The sequence below is a fragment of the Streptomyces formicae genome, assembly GCF_002556545.1.
GTDB classification, from domain to species: domain Bacteria; phylum Actinomycetota; class Actinomycetes; order Streptomycetales; family Streptomycetaceae; genus Streptomyces; species Streptomyces formicae_A.
The window spans coordinates 2203955-2222054 of record NZ_CP022685.1; the positions used below are offsets into that span (position 1 = coordinate 2203955).

Below are 18100 nucleotides of genomic sequence, written 5' to 3' on the forward strand. Positions count from 1 at the left end.
TTTTCGGCGGAACCGACGATGGCGCTCAACCCCTGAGCTACACCGGCCCGAAATGCCGGTGACGGGACTCGAACCCGCCTCCTCCCCATGATGAGTGGAAGTAGGTCCTGCCTGCGCACCTGGACGTTCCTCACTTTAGGAGAGCGAACTCGCGGGGCGCCAAAGGTTTTTCGCGGCCACCGGCCTCCCGGCGATTTCCCGGCGGACGCAACCGTACGATGCCTCACGGGCGTCGCACAGTCCGTCGGGTAGTCCGTCATGTCGTCTGTCGTGCGAGGGGCCGGGGGCCCCTGGAAGGAGAGCCCGTGGAGGTCGGCGGGTACCGGATCGTCTCGCTGCTCGGCGAGGGCGGCATGGGCCGCGTCCACCTGGCGCGGTCCGCGTCGGGACGGCCGGTCGCCGTCAGGACGGTCCACGGGCACCTCGCCGCCGACCCGGATTTCCGCGAGCGCTTCCGCCGCGAGGCGCTCGCCGTGCGGGCCGTCACGGGGCCGTACACCGCCGCCGTGGTCGACGCCGGTCCGGACGCCGAACAGCCGTGGCTCGCCGTCGAATTCTGCGCGGGGCCCGCGCTGCCGAAGGCGGTCGCCGCGCACGGGCCGCTCGGTCCCGCCGAACTCGCCACGCTGGGCGCCGCGCTCGCGAAGGCCCTCGGGGCGGTGCACGCGGCGGGGCTCGTGCACCGTGACGTGAAGCCGTCCAACATCGTCGTCACGCGCGACGGGCCCAAGATCATCGACTTCGGCATCGCCAAGAGCGCGGCCGACGCGAGCCTCACCGCCGGGAGCGAGGCGATCGGCTCCCCCGGCTTCGTCTCCCCCGAGCAACTGGACAGGGGCGCACGGCCGGGGCCCGCCGCCGACGTGTTCGCGCTCGGCGCGGTGCTCGCGGTCGCGGCGACGGGGCGCGGCCCGTTCGGCACGGGCGGCGCGCCCGAGGTCCTCCACCGCACGCTGCACGACGAGCCCGACCTGCTTGGCGCCCCCTGCCCCGACTGGGTCGCCTTCCTCGGCCGCTGCCTCGCCAGGGACCCCGCGGACCGGCCCACGGTCCCCGAGGTCCTCGCCTGGTGCGGCGAGCGCGCGCCGGACGAGCCGTGGTGGGAGCAGGAGCCGGTGGCCGGACTGATCCGACGCAGGGAGGACGCGGTCGCGGAGCTGCTCGGGGAGGGGGAGGAGGCGTCTGGCGGAGGCGAGGGTGAGGACGGGGACGGGGACGGGGCAGTGTCGGCGCTGGTGGGACTGGTGGGGCTGGTGGGGCCGAGGGGTCCTGTGGGGACCGGCGAGCCCACGGATGCGGCGGGGCCCCCGGACGCATCGGGTTCACCGGGCTCAACGCACTCACCGGATTCACCGGGCTCACCGGCTTCACTGGGTTCCCCGGGCTCACCGGCTTCACTGGGTTCACCGGACTCACCGGCTTCACTGGGTTCACCGGACTCACCGGCTTCACCGGGCTCACCGGACTCACCGGCTTCACCGGGCTCACCGCACTCACCAGCTTCACCGGACTCAACGCACTCACCGGCTTCACCCGGCTCACCAGGTTCACCGGACTCACCGAACTCAACGGACCCCATAGAGACGGGGCAAACCGGGCATGCCAGGGAAACCGCCCCGCGCAACGACCCCCCGCCCCCACCCCCACCCCGCTCCTCCCGCCGCCGCCTCCTCGCCTGGGGCGGCGCCGCCCTCGCGGCCGTGGGGACCACGACGGCCGGTGTCCTGCTGCGCGGGGACGGCACCGACGGCGGCACCGACGGCGGGACCCGCGCGGGGAAGCGTCGGGCGCCCCGGCCGCCCGCCGGTGAGGTGATCTGGAGCCGTGACATCGGTGACGTCGCGTCCGGCGGCGCCCTGTTGCGCGGCGGCGACGACCTGTACGTGCTCGACGACGCCGGGCTGACCCGCCTGGACGCGGCGACCAACACCGTGCGCTGGACCTACCCGCAGGAGAACCTGCGGAGTGTGCGGGCGGACGGCGATCTGGTCTACGTGCTCCGGGACAGCCGGTTCGAGCCGGAGCTGATCGCCCTGCGCGCGGCGGGCGGCCGCAGGGCGTGGACGTCGGGCGTCCTGCTGCGCAACCGGCACCGGCCACCGCGCCCCCTCGACGCCCCGAACAGCGAACTGGAGGGCAGCCACGGCCTGTTCACCGTGTCGGACGGCGTCGCCTGCCTGCTCACGTACGCCCCGTACGACACCCGGCCGTGGCGGGCGTACGGCTTCGACTCCCGTACGGGGGACGAGCTCTGGTTCCACGAAGGGCGGCCCGCGGGAGTGATCGGCGTGGACGACGCGGGCGGGCGGATAGCCGTGGCGGCCGCGGCGAAGGATCCCGGCAAGCCGGGCACCGACCGGTACGCGCAGGGGGACCCGCTGGTCGTCCTCAGGGCGTCCGACGGCACGCTGGAGCGGGAGGTCGAGAACGGCGCCCGCCGTCCCCAGGTCCATCCCGGCGCCGAGGGAATCGGCTACTTCGCCTCGGACGACCGGATCGAGGCGGTCGACCTGGGCAGCCGCCGCACGGTGTGGCACCGGCCCGTGGAGTCCGGCACGACGGTCACGGCGCGCGCCGCGGACGGTCTGGTGATCGCCGGAGGGCCCGGCGGCATCGAGGCGCTGGACGCGCGTACGGGCCGCAGGCGCTGGTCGCGGCCCGGCTACGAGTGGATCGAGGAGGGTGTGCCGCTGGTCTCCGACGGTCTGGTCCTGGTCTCGGGGCCGGAGCAGGGGCGCGGGGGCACGTGGGGGGTCCACGCGCTGAAGGCCGGTACGGGCGAGGTGGCCTGGGCGGCCCCGGTGCCCGCCGCGTCCCCCATGACCCTGGCGGCGGCCGGCGGCGGCCTCGTCCACGTCTGCGCGGACCGCACGCTGCACACGCTCCGGGGTCCGCGGAACACCACGGCCTGACGCCGCCCCGCCCCCTTGCGCCGGGACCCGCGCGTCAGCGCCGCTGCCGCTTCCAGGGTCCGGTGATCGCCAGCATGATGCCGGGCGTCTGGATGTTGGCGTAGAGCGTCCTGCCGTCGGGCGAGAAGGTGACGCCGGTGAACTCGCTGTACTCGGGCTTCTCCGGGGTACCTGCGTTGAGTTCGTTGCGCGCGATCGGGTACGTGCGGCCGCTCTCCGTCGCGCCGAACAGGTGCTGGACGCCGTCCCCGTCCTCCGCGATGACCAGTCCGCCGTACGGCGAGACGGTGATGTTGTCGGGCCCGTCGAAGGCGCCGTCCTCGCCCGGGTCGGGGTTGACGCCGAGCAGCACCTTCAGGGTCAGGGTGCGGCGGCCCGGGTGGTAGAACCACACCTGCCCGTCGTGCTGGACCGGGCTCTCCGCGCGGGCGAAGGAGGAGACGATGTAGGCGCCGCCGTCGCCCCACCACATGCCTTCGAGCTTGCGGGCGCGGGTGATGTCACCGTCGTCGAACTGCTGGCGCACCGGGGCCGTGCGGGCGTCGCGGTCGGGCACCTCCACCCAGTCCACGCCGTACACCGTGCCGATCTTCGTGGCGCGGGACAGGTCGTCGACGAAGCGGCCGCCGGAGTCGTAGCACTTGGGGGCCTTCAGGACGCCCGCGTCGTCGGCGAGGGTGCGCAGCCTGCCCCGGCCGTGCTCGAAGCCGTGCGGCGGGGTCCAGCGGTAGAACAGGCCGTTGGGGCCCGAGGCGTCCTCGGTGAGGTAGAGGTGGCCACGCTTGGGGTCGACGACGACGGCTTCGTGGGCGTAGCGGCCGAGCGCCTTGATCGGCTTGGGCGCGCGGTTGGCACGGGCGTCGACGGGGTCGACCTCGAAGACGTAGCCGTGGTCCTTGGTCATGCCGTTGTGACCGGCCTTGTCCTCGGTCTCCTCGCAGGTCAGCCAGGTGCCCCAAGGAGTGCTGCCGCCCGCGCAGTTGGTGGCGGTGCCCGCGATGCCGACCCACTCGGCGACGTGCCCGTCGCGGCCGACCTCGACGACGGTGCAGCCGCCGGACGCGGCCGGGTCGTAGACGAGCCCCTCGGTGAGCGGGACGGGGTTCTTCCACTTGGACCGGGGACCGCTCAGCTCGTGGTTGTTGACGAGGAGCGTGCTGCCGCGCGGGCCCCGGAAGGCGGCGGTGCCGTCGTGGTTGGAGGGGGTGAACTCGCCGCTCTCCAGCTTCGTCTTCCCGCTGTGCGTGATGACGCGGTACGAGAACTTCGCGGGCAGCGCGAGGAGCCCCTCGGGGTCGGGCAGGAGGGGACCGTAGCCGGGGTCGTGGTGGTGACCGTGGCCCTGGGCGTCCTCTTCCGCCGTCTCGTGGACGTCCGTCGCGGCGAGGGCGCCGGGAGCGGTGGCGAGCGCGCCGACGCTGCCGGCCAGGGCGACCCCGGCGCCGGTGAGCGCGGAGGATCTGGTGAAGTCCCTGCGGGTGAGCGACATGGTTTCTCCTGAGGGCCGGAGTGCGATGGCGGGAACGTACGACCGGGCTGCTGTCGGCGCCACCGTCCCGCTCGCGTATAAACGGCGGTTGAACACTGTTCGACGTCGAGGGGCCTCCTTCCATGAACCTGCCAGCCACCGGTCGCCGCGTCCTTGTCAGCGGAGCCTCCCGGGGTCTGGGCCGCGCGCTCGCCGTGGCCTTCGCGGAGAACGGCGACCGGGTCGCCGTGCACTACGGATCGCGCGAGGAGGAGGCCAGGGCGACACTCGCCTCGCTGACCGGCGAGGGGCACGTCCTGGTCGGCGGCGACCTGTCGGACCCGGCGGGCGCGGCGGACGTCGCGGACCGTGCGGCCGGGGCGCTCGGCGGCATCGACGTCCTGGTGAACAACGCCGCCGTGAACCTGCCGCATCCGCTCGCCGAGACGTCGTACGAGCGATGGGCGGCGCTCTGGCAGCAGCACGTCTCGGTCAACCTCCTCGCCACGGCGAACCTCAGCCATCTCGCGGCCCGCCGCATGATCGACCAGGGGTCGGGCGGCCGGATCGTGAACATCGGCTCGCGCGGCGCCTTCCGGGGCGAGCCCGACCACCCGGCGTACGGCGCGACGAAGGCGGCGGTGCACGCGCTCGGCCAGTCGCTCGCCGTGTCGCTCGCGCCGCACGGGATCGCGGTGGCCTCGGTGGCGCCCGGATTCTTCGCGACGGAGCGGGTCGCGCACCGCCTCGGCGGGGCGGAGGGCGAGGCGATCCGTGCGCAGAGCCCGTTCGGCCGCACGGGCACGGCCGAGGAGATCGCGGCGGCGGTGCTGTGGCTGGCGTCGCCGGTGGCCGAATGGGCGTCGGGCACGGTCCTCGACCTCAACGGCGCTTCACATCTGCGCACTTGAGCCTTGGCCAAGGGTCGACGTCGGTACGGAGCGGTGGCCGGCCGGAAGGGACTTCGTAAACAAGGTCAACAGGAGCGGATCACCCGTAAAGCGAAGAATCAGCGCAGAACACCTTGACCCGCGATGCGCGCCGCAATAGACATCACCACGTGCAGCGCCGCACCACCCGCACGGGGAGGCGAGCCGAGTGGACGCACATCAGGCACGCAGCCTCCATGAGAGCCGGCTGATGAGGCTGGCCAATGTCACCGGCGTCGGCATCGGAAGGGACGAGGTTCCCCAAGCTCTCGGCTCCGCTCGAGCAGGGGAGGCCCCATTGGGTCAGGACGTGATCGTCGTCTTTGTCACCCACCGAGTGCCCCGTGACCGGCTCCGTGACGAAGACGTGGTTCCGGAAGTGCTCGAAGGTGTCCCCGTACGCGTACTCGCCATCGGCGAGGTCGACGCGCGGCACGGCGAGGCGTAGCGAGAGCGACGCACGGGCACCGTCCGGGACTCCCACCCTTCGAAGAGGAAGAGGTGGTCTGGCGTGGTGAGCCAGCCCGAACTGATGCGAGGACCCACCGGCGGTCAAGTCAGCGACAGCTCCCGCCAGCAGGCGATGTCCGACTTCCTGCGGCCGCAGCAGCCGCTCGCGAACGTGGTCGGCTTCGGCCACGGCGTGAAGTGGACCGACGGAGAGCCCACCGGCGAACCCGCCGTCCTGGTGTTCGTCACCCAGAAGGTCCCCGAGTCCATGCTCCCGGAGCGGGACGTCATCCCGCGCCAGATGGACGACGGCACCCCGACCGACGTCATCGCGGTCGGCCACATCGCGGCACAGCGCGGCCAGAGCAGGCCGGGCGGCCGCCGCGCCGACGACCGCTCCTCGGTGACGTACGGCCCCGACGGCAGCGTCAGCGAACAGCTCGCGGGCCTCGGCCAGCCGCAGCTCGAAGAGCTCATCGGACGCGGCGCGTTCGAGCCGCAGCTGCTCAAGCGCCGGATGCGCCCGTGCCCCTCGGGCTTCTCGATCGGCAACGTCCGGGTGACCGCGGGCACGCTCGGCAGCGTCGTCTACGACTTCCTGCCCGGCGCCTCCGTCGACCCGCCCGGCTCCGGCCTCGGCGTACCGGCGAAGTTCTACGTCCTCTCCAACAACCACGTGCTCGCCGACTCCAACCGGGCGCAGCTCGGCAGCGCGATCGTGCAGCCCGGCGTCTTCGACGGCGGGCAGGACCCGGCGGACCGCATCGCGACCCTGGAGCGGTTCATCACCATCCAGTTCGCCCCGCAGATCCCGCTGGAGCGGCACAACAACGTGGTCGACGCGGCGCTCGGCGCGGTCGACTTCCAGGACGCGACGCGCGAGCAGTACTTCAGCGGTGCGCCGCGCGCCTGGCGCCGCAAGGCCAACGTGGCCGTCGGCGACCTGGTGAAGAAGACCGGCAGGACGACGAACATCAGCTTCGGCCGGATCATCGCGGTCGACGCGACCATCGACGTCAACTACGGCACGGCGGGCACCGCCCGGTTCAAGGACCAGATCCTCACCACGAACATCTCCGCGGGCGGCGACTCCGGTTCGCTGATCACCTCGCAGGACGACGTCGCGGTGGGCCTGCTCTTCGCCGGGTCCTCGACCGTGACCGTCGCCAACCACATCGAGAATGTCCGCGCGCTGCTGCGCGTGGAGATCGCCGAGCTGCTGGCCTGACGGTCAGGACGGAAGGAGGGTTTCCCATGACCACTCAGGCACGTAAGCAGAAGGGCCAGACGCGGACGGAGCACCGCTTCCACAATCCGCAGGGCGCCGAGGTCAAGACGCGCGACGAGGCGTTCGCCGCGCAGGCCGCCGACGTGTCGGCCGAGTCCCTCTCGACGGACTGCAAGCTGACGCTCCACAGCGGCCAGGTCACGTTCGCCATCGAGGTGAAGTACAACCCCAACACCTATCCGCACGTGGTGACCGGCGGCCGGATCACCTCCGGCATCTGCGGCGCCCCGTGGGACATCACGGGCGGCACGATCGGCGAGACGATCCGCCTGGACGCGAAGCGGGCCGGGCAGGGCAGTTGCGCGAACACGATCACGATCGTGGGCGAGTACCAGAATCCGCCGGCGTACCGGGGGACGTACGGGTTCGACGGGGCGACGTCGTCGTTCAAGCACACGACCCGTTACGAGTGCTGAGGTAAGACACCGGACGGGCTGGAAATCAGCCCGTCCGGCGTTTGAGGACTGGGGGTCAAGGGGGCGAAGCCCCCTTGGAGGCCCTGCCTCAGAGGCCCTGCTGAGACCTCGCCTTGAACGCCGCCTTGCGGGCCTCCTTCGCCACCTTCTTGTCGGGGTGGAGGCGGCCCATCGCGTCGAGGACGTCCGCCGTGGCGGGGTGCTCCACCCGCCACGCCGTGGCGAAGAAGCCGCTGTGCTGCTCGGCGAGGCCCTCGACCAGGCCCTGCAGCTCGTCCGAGTTGCCCTCGGCGGCCAGCTGCGCGGCGAGCGTGTCGATGGTCAGCCAGAAGACCAGGTCCTCCGAGGGCGCGGGCACGTCCGTCGCGCCGTGCTCGGCGAGCCACACCCGGGCGAGGCCCCCGAGCTCGGGGTCGTCGAGCACCTCGCGCAGCGCGGGCTCGGCCTCGTCGCCGACGAGCGAGAGCGCCTGCTGGCAGCGCAGCCGCCGCAACGGCGCGCCCTCGTCGCCGCCGCGCGCCGCGGTCAGCAAATCCCGTGCGGCGCCCAGCACTTCGTGCCGGGCGAGCCACAGCTCGATCTCCGCCTGCGCGGCGTGCGGCGGGAATCCGGAGGTGCCGTCGAGCAGCGCGTCGGCGCCCTTGTCCGCGAGGTCGCCGACGGCGGGCGCGTCGACGCCCGCCTCCAGCATGCGGGCGCGGATGCCGTAGAGGCCGAGCGGGGTGAGGCGGACCATGCCGTAGCGGCTGACGTCCTCGTCGTCGACGGGGGCGGGCTCCTCGGCCGCCTCGTCGATCTCGGCCATCAGCGCCTCGTCGACCGGCTGGTACTCGACGAGACCGAGCGGCTCGAAGAGCCGGAACTGGTCGTCGAGCTTCATCATCGCGTCCGACACCTGCTCCAGGATGTCGTCGGTGGGCTCGCCCATGTCGTCGGGGACGATCATCGAGGCGGCGAGCGCGGGCAGCGGCACCGGGCCCTCACCGCCCGCGGCGTCGCCGACGGTCAGCAGGTAGAGGTTGCCGAGCACGCCGTCCAGGAAGTCGGCCTCGGCCTGCGGGTCCCAGCCGAGCTCGCTGAAGTCGACCTCGCCGTTCTCCTCCAGGACGTCGAGGAGGTCCTCCATGTCGGGCACGGTGGCGTCCGCGTACACGGTGTCGAGGGCGCCGAGCCAGATGCCGAGGACGTCCTGGGGGCCGCCCGCGACGAGCAGGGCGAGCTCCTCGCCCGCGGCGACGGTGCCCTCCGCGCCCTCCTCCTCGGCGTCCGTGACCTCGATGAGGCCCGTGTCGACGGCGACGCGCCAGGCCTCGCTCGCGTACGCGGCGGCGTCGGGGTCATCCGCTTCCAGGCCGAGCTCGGCGGCGGCCGCCGGAAGCTGCGCGTCGACCAGCTCGCCGCCCGCGCCGACCCGGGTCTCGGGTCCCGCCCAGCGGGCGAGCCGCACGGCGCGGGAGAGCAGCGGCGTGGCGAGCGCGGCCCGCGCGAGCTCCGCTTCGGAGTGCAGCAGCACCGGCGGCAGGGTGGCGGGGCTTACGGACATCTGCTGGTTCTCCTCCGGGGGTGCGGGGCGCCGTAGGTAGGTCTCGGCAAGGCGCAAGCCTAGACGGATTTGGCCGGGTGCCGCCCGGTTCATGTCCCTGTCAGAAGACGTACGAGGAATGGGCACCCGGACAACCTTGACAACTCCCCTGGCCACGCAAGAGATTGACGCGCGTAGAGCGCCCGCGGGGCGCTCGCGGTCCTCGCCGCCTTCCCTCACCCGGAGTTCCCTGATGCCCCACATACCGAGATCAGCCGCCGTCGGCGCCGTCGTCGCCACCGCGCTCGCCGCGGGACTGCTCGTGTCCACCTCGTCCGCCGCCTCGGCCGACACCGTCGCCATCCACGACATCCAGGGCACCACGCGTGTCTCGCCGCTCGCCGGGCAGCAGGTCACGGACGTCGCGGGCGTCGTGACCGGGGTCCGGGGCTACGGCTCCAAGGGCTTCTGGATCCAGTCCGCCGCGGGTGACGCCGACAAGGACCCGGCCACCAGTGAGGGCGTCTTCGTCTTCACCGGTTCGGCGCCGGTCACGGTCGCGCCGGGCGACGCGGTCCTGGTCTCCGGCACGGTCGGGGAGTACGTCCCCGGGGGCGCGGCCTCCGGCAACCAGTCGCTCACCCAGATCACCAAGCCGACGGTGACCGTCACGTCGTCGGGCAACGAGCTGCCCGCGCCGGTCAGGATCGACGCGAAGTCGGTGCCCGCCGCGTACGCGCCCGCCGGTGACCCCGCGCACGACAACAGCGTCAACGGTCTGCCGTTGCGGCCCCGCTCGTACGCCCTGGACTTCTACGAGTCCCTGGAGGGCATGAACGTCCGCGTGGGCAGCTCGCGCGTGGTCGGCGCGACCGACGCGTACAACGAGCTCTGGGTGACGGTGAAGAAGCACGAGAACCCCAACCGGCGCGGTGGCACCGTCTACGGCTCCTACGGCGCGCAGAACGGCGGACGGCTGCAGATCCAGCAGCTCGCGCCCGTCTCCCAGCAGCCCTTCCCGAAGGCGAACGTCGGTGACGTGCTCAGCGGCCGCACCGAAGGCCCCCTGGACTTCAACCAGTTCGGCGGCTACACGCTGGTCGCCCGCGAACTCGGCGAGGTCGAGGACAAGGGCCTCGCGCGCGAGCGGACGAAGCGGCAGGGCAAGGGTGAGCTCGCCGTGGCCACGTACAACGTGGAGAACCTCGACCCGAGCGACCCGCAGCAGAAGTTCGACGCGCTCGCGGGCGCCGTCGTCGCCCACCTCGCGTCGCCCGACGTCCTCGCCCTCGAGGAGATCCAGGACGACACCGGCGCGAAGAACGACGGCACCGTCTCCGCGGCGGCGACCCTGAAGAAGTTCACGGACGCGATCGTCGCGGCGGGCGGCCCGCGCTACGCGTGGCGCTCCGTCGACCCGGAGAACAACAAGGACGGCGGCGAGCCCGGCGGCAACATCCGCCAGGTCTTCCTCTACAACCCCGAGCGGGTCTCCTTCACCGAGCGGGCGCCCGGCGACGCGACCACCCCCACCGGTGTCGTACGCGAAGGGGGCCGGGCCGCGCTGACCCACTCCCCCGGCCGGATCGCGCCCGGCGACGCGGCGTGGGCGGACAGCCGCAAGCCGCTGGCCGGTGAGTTCGTCTTCCGCGGCCGCACGGTCTTCGTGATCGCCAACCACTTCGGTTCCAAGGGCGGCGACGAGGGCCTCACCTCGCACCACCAGCCGCCGGTGCGCTCCTCGGAGACCAAGCGGCTGCGGCAGGCGCAGGTCGTCAACGGCTTCGTGAAGGACCTGCGCAAGGTCCAGCGCGACGCCGACGTCGTGGTGCTCGGCGACATCAACGACTTCGAGTTCTCGGCGGCCACCAAGGCCCTTGAGGACGGCGGCGCGCTGCGCTCGGCCGCCAAGTCGCTGCCCAGGAGCGAGCGTTACTCGTACGTCTACCAGGGCAACTCCCAGGTGCTCGACCAGATCCTGACGAGCCCCGGCGTGGGACGCGACTTCGCCTACGACAGCGTGCACATCAACGCGGAGTTCGCGGAGCAGAACAGCGATCACGACCCGCAGGTGCTGCGCTTCCGCCCGTAGGCGGCCGTCGGTCATCCGTAGAGGTGGTCCAGCCAGTCCTGCCACGCGAGTTCGGTGCGCTTGCCGTCGGCGTGCGCACCGAAGTCGTGCACGCTGACGGTCACCGGGAGGCCGAAGTGGTTGCGGCCAAAGAAGCGGTGCAGGCTGTCGTCCGCGCGCAGCCCCAGGAAGTACCTGCTGCGGAAGTCGATGACCGCGTCGAGCGGCTCGCCGGGCGTCCTGACCCGGACGCGGGCCCCTTCGGACGCGTCGTCGGGCAGGGCGAGCGCGCGGCCGAGCCTGACGAAGGCGTCCGGCGCGGCCGACGCGGGCGGCCCGGTGATCGCGGAGTGCACGGCCGGGCGGCCCTTGAAGTGCGCGAGGTACTCGCACAGGGTGTGCAGCCGGAAGTCGGTGTGCTTGGCGACGGCGTCGTACTGCGCGTCGCGGTCACCGGTGAAGACGCCGCTGCGGACGTAGCGCACCCAGGAGCGGCGGCCGCCGTTGCGCGGCTCGACGGTGTGGTCGAGCTGGTTGAGGGTCTGGCCGGGGACGCGGTCGGGGTCCTCCACGCGGGCGGTGAGCCGGTGCGGCGGGTCCCAGCACGTCACGGTGCCGCCGGAGGGGGCGGCGCCGCCCTCCCTGGGCTCGTACCGCAGGGGCCTGAGCCAGCCCGCGGCGCCGGTGGTGAGGGCGTCCCAGACCTCGGCGGGCGACGCGTCGACCTCGAACTCCCTGACTATCTCGAATTCCTTGCCGGTGCCCGTGCCGCTCATGCCGTCCCCCTCGCATCGCCCTGCGCCGATCCACCGTCCCGCCGACCGGGGCCGCTGTCCAGGCGCGTTCGGAGGTCGGTGGTCCGGCGCCGGGGATCTACGCTCCGCGCGGTACGAAGGTGTGCGCCAACCGGTAGCGGGCGACCGAGTCATCGGAGAGGACGCCGGGGAACTCCCGCACGCGCCGCCACCGGGCCGTCGGCGCTCCCACCCCCTCGCCCGCGGCGGAGAGCGCGTCGACGTGGGCCTGTTCGTCGGTCCACTCCGCGTAGTTGACGACCTGCCTGCCGTCGGTGCTGAGGTGGAAGTGCGCGGCGAGCAGCCCGCCGCCCGCCGTCCCGTCGCCCTCCAGCGCGTCCATCACCCCGTCCACCCAGGCCCGCTGGCGGTCGGCGTCGGGCCCTTCGAACGCGACGCGCACGATCACGATCGCACCGGGCTCCCGGTCCGCGCGCTCCGCGGCACCGGTCCAGCTGCGGTACAGGCGCGTCTTGAGCAGACCGAGGCGCTCGATGCCCGGCACCGCGGCGTCGATGTCGGTGTTCCGCGCGTCCCTGCCGTTGGCGGCGCTCGCGAAGAAGTCCTGGTAGGCGTCCTCGTCCCGCCACTGCGAGTGGTGCAGGACCGTGTCACCGTCGGCGCCCGCGTACACGGCGTACGACAGCAGTCCCTCGTGCGGCCAGTCCCTGGTGCTCCAGGCCGTGGCGATGGCGTCCAGCGTGGCCCGCTGCCGCTCGGGCGAGCCCGTGCTCCAGGTGCTGACGAAGGTGAGTCCGACGTCGGGGCGGGCGGGGTCGGGGTGGGTGCCGGTGCGGAGGGTCGCGCCCGGGGTCGCGCTCCACGTGGCGCTCGGGGTGGTGCTCGCGGTCTTGGCCGGTTCCTGGGTCGTAGACATGGCTGTCCCATCCATCCGTCTCGGTGTGCGTGCCGTGCCCGGGCCGATGACCGTCCCGGGCACGCCCTACACTCCGACCTCAACCAAGATTGAGGTCAAGCCCGTTCGCGATCCGGCAGGGTCACCGCGGCCAGCGCGGGGCGTTTCGCCTCGCGGCCGTCCCCCGAGGAACGGCCCCGCACCCGCCGCCACACCCACGGCCCCATGAAGCCCGCGAACCAGCGCGCCTCCGCCGTGACCTCGTCGAACACCGACTGCGGGGCGAGCGGCGGCAGCGGTTCGAGCCAGCTCTCGTGACCCGGCACGCCCAGGACGTCCGCCACGCCCGCGGCGATCCGGGCATGGCCGAGCGGGCTCGCGTGCAGGCGGTCCCTGCTCCACAGCCGGGGGTCGGTGGTGACGCGGTGCGGGAACGTGTCGAGGACGGCCACCCCGTGCCGGTCGGCCGCCGCGCGGATCCGCGCGTTCAGATCCAGGACCCGGGGCAGCGCGCGCCGCGCGAGCGGGGAGATCCGCCCGATGTCCGGGAAGGTCACGGTGGCCACCCGGGCGCCCGCCCCGGTGAGTTCGGTGAACATCTCCTCGATGTCCGCGGCCACCCGCGCGGCGTCGAAGCCCGGCCGCACCAGGTCGTTCATGCCCGTCATCACGGTGACGAGATCCGGCTTCAACGCCAGGGCCGGGCCCAGCTGTTCCGCCTTGACCCGGGCGGTGACGCGCCCGCGCACGGCGAGGTTGGCGTACGTGAGGTCCGGATTGCCCGCCGCGAGGATCTCCGCGAACCGGTCGGCCCACCCCCGGTACCCATGGCTCTCGTCGCCGTCCCCCAGCCCCTCGGTCTGGCTGTCGCCGATCGCTACGTAGCGCGCGAAAGGGTACTGCTGCCTCGTGCTCATGGCCTGAGCTTGCTCCGGCCGCGCGACCCCGTCAACGCGGGGCCGCGGCGCGCGCGACGCGTCACAGCAGGTGCCCGCCCCCGTCCACGAGCAGCACCTCGCCCGTGATGTACGAGGAGTTGGCCAGGTCGACCACGGCCTCGGCGATGTCCTCGGGGCGGCCGACCCGCCCCAGCGGCAGCCGTTCCGCGACGGCCTCCATCGCGGCCTCCACGCCCTCGACCCCGTCGAACCACGGCGTGTCGATCATGCCGGGCGCGACGGCGTTGACGCGCACCGCGGGCCCGAGCGTCTTGGCGAGCAGCTTGGTCATGTGGTTCACGGCGGCCTTGCTCACCGCGTACGGGATGGAGCTGCCACCGGGCCGCACCCCCGCCTGCGACGAGATGTTCACGATGCTGCCCGCGCCGCTCGCCCGCAGGTGCGGGACGGCCGCGGTGATCGTCTGCCAGACGCCGATGACGTTGACGTCGTACAGCTCCCGCCACACCTCGGGGCTCGCGGCCTCGAAGTCGTCGTGGTCGATGAACCGGGTGGCGCCCGCGCAGTTGACCAGGATGTCCAGGCGGCCGTACGCGTCGACGGCTGCCTGAACGAGCCGCTTGGCGTCGGCCTCGTCCGCGACGCTCGCCCTGACGTAGACCGCGTCGGGCAGTTCGGCCGCCAGTTCCTCGCCCGCCGCCACGGAGCGCGCGGAGTTGACGACCACCCGGATCCCCCGGGCGGCCAGGCGCCGGGCGATCTCGGCGCCGATCCCCGACGAGGACCCGGTCACGAGGGCGACGCGCTCCTCACCGGCACGGCCGCCGTCGCGGATGCTGTCGTTGCTGCTGGTTTCCATCTGTGCCTCAAGCCTCTGTACGTCCGGCCTGTCGGCGCCCGCGCCGATCATGCCAGAAGCCGCCGGGGCCGGCCGGGGCGGCTCCCCGTCAGCCGGGCCAGCTCCCCGTGAGGCGCCGCACGCCGACCGCGCCGCCGCGCTCCACGGCGGCCCTGACCACGGCGAAGATCGCGCCCTGGAGCGCGGCCGCGGCGAGGATCTCGCGCCAGGCGCGCTCCTCGTCGTGGGCGTCAGGCGCGTCGTCCTCGCCCGCGACCGCCTTCCAGACGCGGCTGAACAGCGCGCCCGCCAGCGCGCCGCCCAGCATGCCGAAGCCCGCGCCGACCGGCTTGTAGAGCAGCTTGAGCGGGCTCATGCCCGCTCGCCCCGCCTGCGGCGGCGCAGTGCCGCACAGGCGAGCAGCGCGCCCGTGCCCGCCACGACCGCCAGGAGCGCCCGAGGGTGCTTGCCGCCGGTCCGTGCGACGTTGTCCGCCGCGGCCCGCACCGGCTCGGGCGTGCCCTCGCGCACCCGCCGCGCGGCCTCCGCGACCTTCTCCTCGACCTGGGCCACGGCGCGGTACTCCTCGGCGTGCGCGGCGCCCTCGGCCACCTTGTCCTTGACCTGTGCCGCGGTGTCGCGCATCTGGTCCTTGACCACCGCCGCCCCGTGCTTGGCGCGGGACGCGACGTCCGCCTGCGCAAGGAGTTCCTTCGGGTTCCTGGGCGTGTTCGCCATGGGTGCGCCTCCTCGGCTCGTCCGTTCCTCGTTCGTGTCTCTCGCGCCCCGCCACGGGGAGCGCGGTGCCGACCGGGTACCCGCACCCGGCCCGGCTACCCCCGGCACGCGCGATCTTTTAGCGTTCACGCCCACCACCTCGTAGGAGAATTAAGTGGAGCTTCAGTGACGCGTACCGAACACTGCGTTCATGACCTCCCGGACCCCGGCCCCCTTCGGCCGCGCCCTGTGCGCGATGATCACGCCCTTCACCGACGCGGGCGCCCTCGACCTGGACGGCGCGCAGCGCCTCGCCGACCGCCTGGTGACCGACGGCTGCGAAGGGCTCGTCCTGTCCGGCACCACCGGCGAGTCGCCGACCACGTCCGACGCGGAGAAGTCCGCGCTCGTGCGCGCGGTGGCCGACGCGGTGGCGGGCCGCGCCCGGGTCGTCGCGGGCGTCGGCAGCAACGACACCCGGCACACCGTCGAGCTGGCAGGGGCGGCCGAGAAGGCGGGCGCGGACGGCCTGTTGGTGGTCACGCCGTACTACAGCAAGCCGCCGCAGGACGCCGTGGCGGCCCACTTCCTCGCGGTCGCCGAAGGATCGGGGCTCCCGGTGCTGCTCTACGACATCCCCGGCCGCACCGGCACCCGCATCGCGCCGGAGACGCTCCTTCGCCTGGCGGAGCATCCGCGGATCGTGGGCGTGAAGGACTGCGCGTACGACATCCTCGCCAGCCAGCGCGTCATGGGCCGCACGGACCTCGCGTACTACGCGGGCTGCGACGAGTACGACCTGGCGCTGTACGCCGTCGGCGGCGCGGGCTACATCAGCACGGTCGCCAATGTGATCCCCCGTCACCTGCGGTCCGTGCTCGACGCGTTCGACGCGGGCGACACGGCGGGGGCGCGCCGCGGGCAGCTCGCGGCCACCCCGCTCATCGACCTCATGATGGCGTCGGGCCTGCCCGGCACGGTCACCGCGAAGGCGCTGCTCGGGGCGCTCGGGCTGCCCGCAGGCCCGGTGCGGGCACCGCTGCTGCCCGCCGGCCGTGAGGTGACCGACGGGCTGCGGGCGGCGTACGACGCGGTCGGCTAGCGCGCCGCGAACACCGGGGTCCAGCGCCCGTCCGCGTCGGCCTTCGGCGAGAGGAAGCCGCTGAGCGGCACCGTCTTCTCGCTCCCGATGGTGACGAGGACGAGCCGGTTGCGGTACTCGCTCGTGCCGGGCGCGATGTCCCACGCGATCAGCCGCTTGTCGTCGACCCAGGCGAGGAGCTGCTGTCCCGGCACCTTGGCGACGCGCTTGCCGGTGAGCGGGTCGATCACCTCGGAGGCCGTCTTCCTGCCGCTGCCCGCGAAATCACCGGCCGCGAGCTTCCCGCTCGGGGAGAGCCGGGCCTCGACGTACCAGAGCAGGTGCTTCTCCCTGGCGGGAGCGCTCCGCTTGCGGCCGTCGAAGTCGTAGTACTGCTGGTTCGGCGCCCTGGTGAGCCCCGTGTAGACCAGGGACCCGTCCTGGCTGAAGCCGAAGTCCTGGCGGGTGTTGATGTCCGCGATCCCGCGATCGCCGGGCGAGGTCATCGCCACCTTGTTCCAGTGGGCTTCGCCGGACGCCACGTCGACGACGTAGAAGCCGGTCCTGCTCGGCTCGGCGGGGCCCGGCTCCTCCTCCTTGCCGTTGTGGATCGGCTGGTCCATGTCGAGCAGGTCCGGATCGTTCTCGTACGTCGTCGCGACGAGCTTCCTGCCGTCGGGCGAGAACTCGACGCCCCCCACCCCGTGCTCGACCGGGATCCAGCGCTCGACCTTGCCCGTGAGCAGGTCGAGCAGGCCGATCCGCTGGGTGGGCAGGCCGCGTTCGAGCACGGCCGCGGTGCGCATGCCGGGCGCCACGTCGAGGAAGGACCAGCGTTCGGCCTTCCGGTAGCGGCCCGTCTTCTGGTCGAGCAGCTGATAGGTCCGGGTGATCAGGGCGTCGCCGTCGGGCTGCTTGACGCGGGAGTTCGTGCTGAACGCGGCGAGCGCGGTGCCGCCCGCGGCGATCAGGTCACGGGGCGGCGACTGGTCGGGGTGCGCGACGACGTCACCGTCGCGCAGCTCGCTCGCCGGGCGCGGGCCGCGCGCCTCGGAGTCCGCGCCGATGACCGGCACCGCCACCGCCACCACGGCCGCCACCGCGGCGAGCGACGTGCCGGCGATCGCGCGCACCCGGCGCCGCCGCCGCACGCTCAGCACCCGGTCGGCGAGGTCCCCCGGCACCGGCGCGTCTCGCTCCGCCTGTTCCCGCAGCGCGTCGCGCATCAGGTCTTCGACGTTCACGGTCCTACCTCCACGGGCGAGAAGTCGGGGGACCCGGCCCCGGTGCCGGGCCCTTCGAGCCGGGCGAGCTCGGGAGCCAGGCCCCTGAGCCGGGCCAGGGAGCGGTGCGTCGTGCTGCGCACGGTGCCCACGGAGCAGCCCAGGAGCGCGGCCACCTCCGCCTCGGGCAGGTCCTCGAAGTAGCGCAGCACGAGGACGGTCCGCTGCCGCGCGGTGAGCTTGGCGAGCGCCCCGCGCAGCACGATCCGCAGCTCCGCGGCGGACGCGCCGTCCCCGGCCACGGGGGTCTCCGGCGGCTCGGCGACGGCCAGTTCGCGCCGCGGCCACTTCAGCCGCCAGCGGCCGATCTGCTGGCGGTAGAGGACCTGCCGTACGTACGCCTCGGGTTCGTCGATGCGGTGCCAGCGGCCGACGGCCTTGACCAGCGCGTTCTGGAGCAGGTCCTCGGCCGCGTGCCGGTCGCCGCCGCTGAGCAGCACGGCGGTCCTCAGCAGCGTGCCGGATCTGCTCCGCACGAACTCCCGGAAACTCTCCTGCCCTTCGGCATCCATCGTCACCTTCTCTTCCCCGGCGGGCCTGCTGCCCCCTCACTCCTCTGGACGGGCCCGGTCGTCC

Annotated in this window: 17 protein-coding genes; 7 read left to right on the forward strand and 10 right to left on the reverse strand. The window is 73.1% G+C overall.

Annotation, left to right across the window (positions count from 1 at the left end; genetic code table 11):
• Positions 1 to 305: 305 nt before the first annotated feature.
• The gene (locus KY5_RS09165; protein WP_234362665.1) at positions 306 to 2912 is read left to right on the forward strand and encodes a protein kinase domain-containing protein; all 2607 of its coding nucleotides are present in this window, start codon (positions 306 to 308) and stop codon (positions 2910 to 2912) included.
• Positions 2913 to 2946: 34 nt separating this feature from the next.
• Here KY5_RS09165 and KY5_RS09170 read toward each other — a convergent pair whose 3' ends face one another.
• Positions 2947 to 4401, reverse strand: a complete 1455-nt coding sequence (locus KY5_RS09170; RefSeq protein WP_098241760.1) for an alkaline phosphatase PhoX — start codon at positions 4399 to 4401, stop codon at positions 2947 to 2949.
• A gap of 122 nt (positions 4402 to 4523) precedes the next feature.
• Between KY5_RS09170 and KY5_RS09175 the strand changes: the two genes are divergently transcribed.
• The 4 genes from KY5_RS09175 to KY5_RS09190 all read left to right on the forward strand — a co-directional run bounded on the left by KY5_RS09175 (position 4524) and on the right by KY5_RS09190 (position 7463).
• A complete protein-coding gene (locus KY5_RS09175) occupies positions 4524 to 5291 on the forward strand; it encodes an SDR family NAD(P)-dependent oxidoreductase (RefSeq protein ID WP_098241761.1) in 768 nt (255 codons plus the stop codon).
• A gap of 328 nt (positions 5292 to 5619) precedes the next feature.
• Complete coding sequence (locus KY5_RS42465) at positions 5620 to 5757, forward strand: hypothetical protein (RefSeq protein ID WP_234362666.1); 138 nt, start codon at positions 5620 to 5622, stop codon at positions 5755 to 5757.
• A 66-nt stretch (positions 5758 to 5823) separates the two neighbouring features.
• A complete protein-coding gene (locus tag KY5_RS09185; RefSeq protein WP_234362667.1) occupies positions 5824 to 6987 on the forward strand; it encodes a S1 family peptidase in 1164 nt (387 codons plus the stop codon).
• Positions 6988 to 7013: 26 nt separating this feature from the next.
• Positions 7014 to 7463, forward strand: a complete 450-nt coding sequence (locus KY5_RS09190) for a hypothetical protein (protein ID WP_098241763.1) — start codon at positions 7014 to 7016, stop codon at positions 7461 to 7463.
• Between the two features lie 88 nt (positions 7464 to 7551).
• Here KY5_RS09190 and KY5_RS09195 read toward each other — a convergent pair whose 3' ends face one another.
• The gene (locus KY5_RS09195; RefSeq protein ID WP_098241764.1) at positions 7552 to 9006 is read right to left on the reverse strand and encodes a hypothetical protein; all 1455 of its coding nucleotides are present in this window, start codon (positions 9004 to 9006) and stop codon (positions 7552 to 7554) included.
• A 232-nt stretch (positions 9007 to 9238) separates the two neighbouring features.
• Here KY5_RS09195 and KY5_RS09200 point away from each other — a divergent pair, with 232 nt between their 5' ends.
• Positions 9239 to 11077: an endonuclease/exonuclease/phosphatase family protein gene (locus KY5_RS09200; protein ID WP_098241765.1), complete on the forward strand. Its 1839-nt coding sequence runs from the start codon at positions 9239 to 9241 to the stop codon at positions 11075 to 11077.
• A gap of 11 nt (positions 11078 to 11088) precedes the next feature.
• Here KY5_RS09200 and KY5_RS09205 read toward each other — a convergent pair whose 3' ends face one another.
• The 6 genes from KY5_RS09205 to KY5_RS09230 form a co-directional block, all read right to left on the reverse strand.
• On the reverse strand, positions 11089 to 11832 hold the full coding sequence (locus KY5_RS09205; protein WP_098241766.1) for an SRPBCC family protein: 744 nt from the start codon (positions 11830 to 11832) through the stop codon (positions 11089 to 11091).
• A gap of 97 nt (positions 11833 to 11929) precedes the next feature.
• Positions 11930 to 12727, reverse strand: a complete 798-nt coding sequence (locus KY5_RS09210; protein WP_098241767.1) for an antibiotic biosynthesis monooxygenase — start codon at positions 12725 to 12727, stop codon at positions 11930 to 11932.
• A 95-nt stretch (positions 12728 to 12822) separates the two neighbouring features.
• On the reverse strand, positions 12823 to 13623 hold the full coding sequence (locus KY5_RS09215; protein WP_098241768.1) for an SGNH/GDSL hydrolase family protein: 801 nt from the start codon (positions 13621 to 13623) through the stop codon (positions 12823 to 12825).
• Between the two features lie 61 nt (positions 13624 to 13684).
• The gene (locus tag KY5_RS09220; RefSeq protein ID WP_098247139.1) at positions 13685 to 14464 is read right to left on the reverse strand and encodes an SDR family NAD(P)-dependent oxidoreductase; all 780 of its coding nucleotides are present in this window, start codon (positions 14462 to 14464) and stop codon (positions 13685 to 13687) included.
• A gap of 88 nt (positions 14465 to 14552) precedes the next feature.
• Entirely contained in the window at positions 14553 to 14819 is a 267-nt protein-coding gene (locus tag KY5_RS09225; protein WP_098241769.1) for a DUF4235 domain-containing protein, read from the reverse strand.
• Entirely contained in the window at positions 14816 to 15181 is a 366-nt protein-coding gene (locus KY5_RS09230) for a hypothetical protein (protein ID WP_098241770.1), read from the reverse strand. The genes KY5_RS09225 and KY5_RS09230 overlap by 4 nt, the downstream gene beginning before the upstream one ends.
• Before the next feature lie 190 nt (positions 15182 to 15371).
• Here KY5_RS09230 and dapA point away from each other — a divergent pair, with 190 nt between their 5' ends.
• Positions 15372 to 16262: a 4-hydroxy-tetrahydrodipicolinate synthase gene (dapA, locus tag KY5_RS09235; protein ID WP_098241771.1), complete on the forward strand. Its 891-nt coding sequence runs from the start codon at positions 15372 to 15374 to the stop codon at positions 16260 to 16262.
• Here dapA and KY5_RS09240 read toward each other — a convergent pair.
• The gene (locus tag KY5_RS09240) at positions 16259 to 17485 is read right to left on the reverse strand and encodes a hypothetical protein (protein ID WP_098241772.1); all 1227 of its coding nucleotides are present in this window, start codon (positions 17483 to 17485) and stop codon (positions 16259 to 16261) included. The genes dapA and KY5_RS09240 overlap by 4 nt on opposite strands.
• On the reverse strand, positions 17482 to 18036 hold the full coding sequence (locus KY5_RS09245; RefSeq protein ID WP_098247140.1) for a SigE family RNA polymerase sigma factor: 555 nt from the start codon (positions 18034 to 18036) through the stop codon (positions 17482 to 17484). The genes KY5_RS09240 and KY5_RS09245 overlap by 4 nt, the downstream gene beginning before the upstream one ends.
• Between the last annotated feature and the right edge of the window lie 64 nt (positions 18037 to 18100).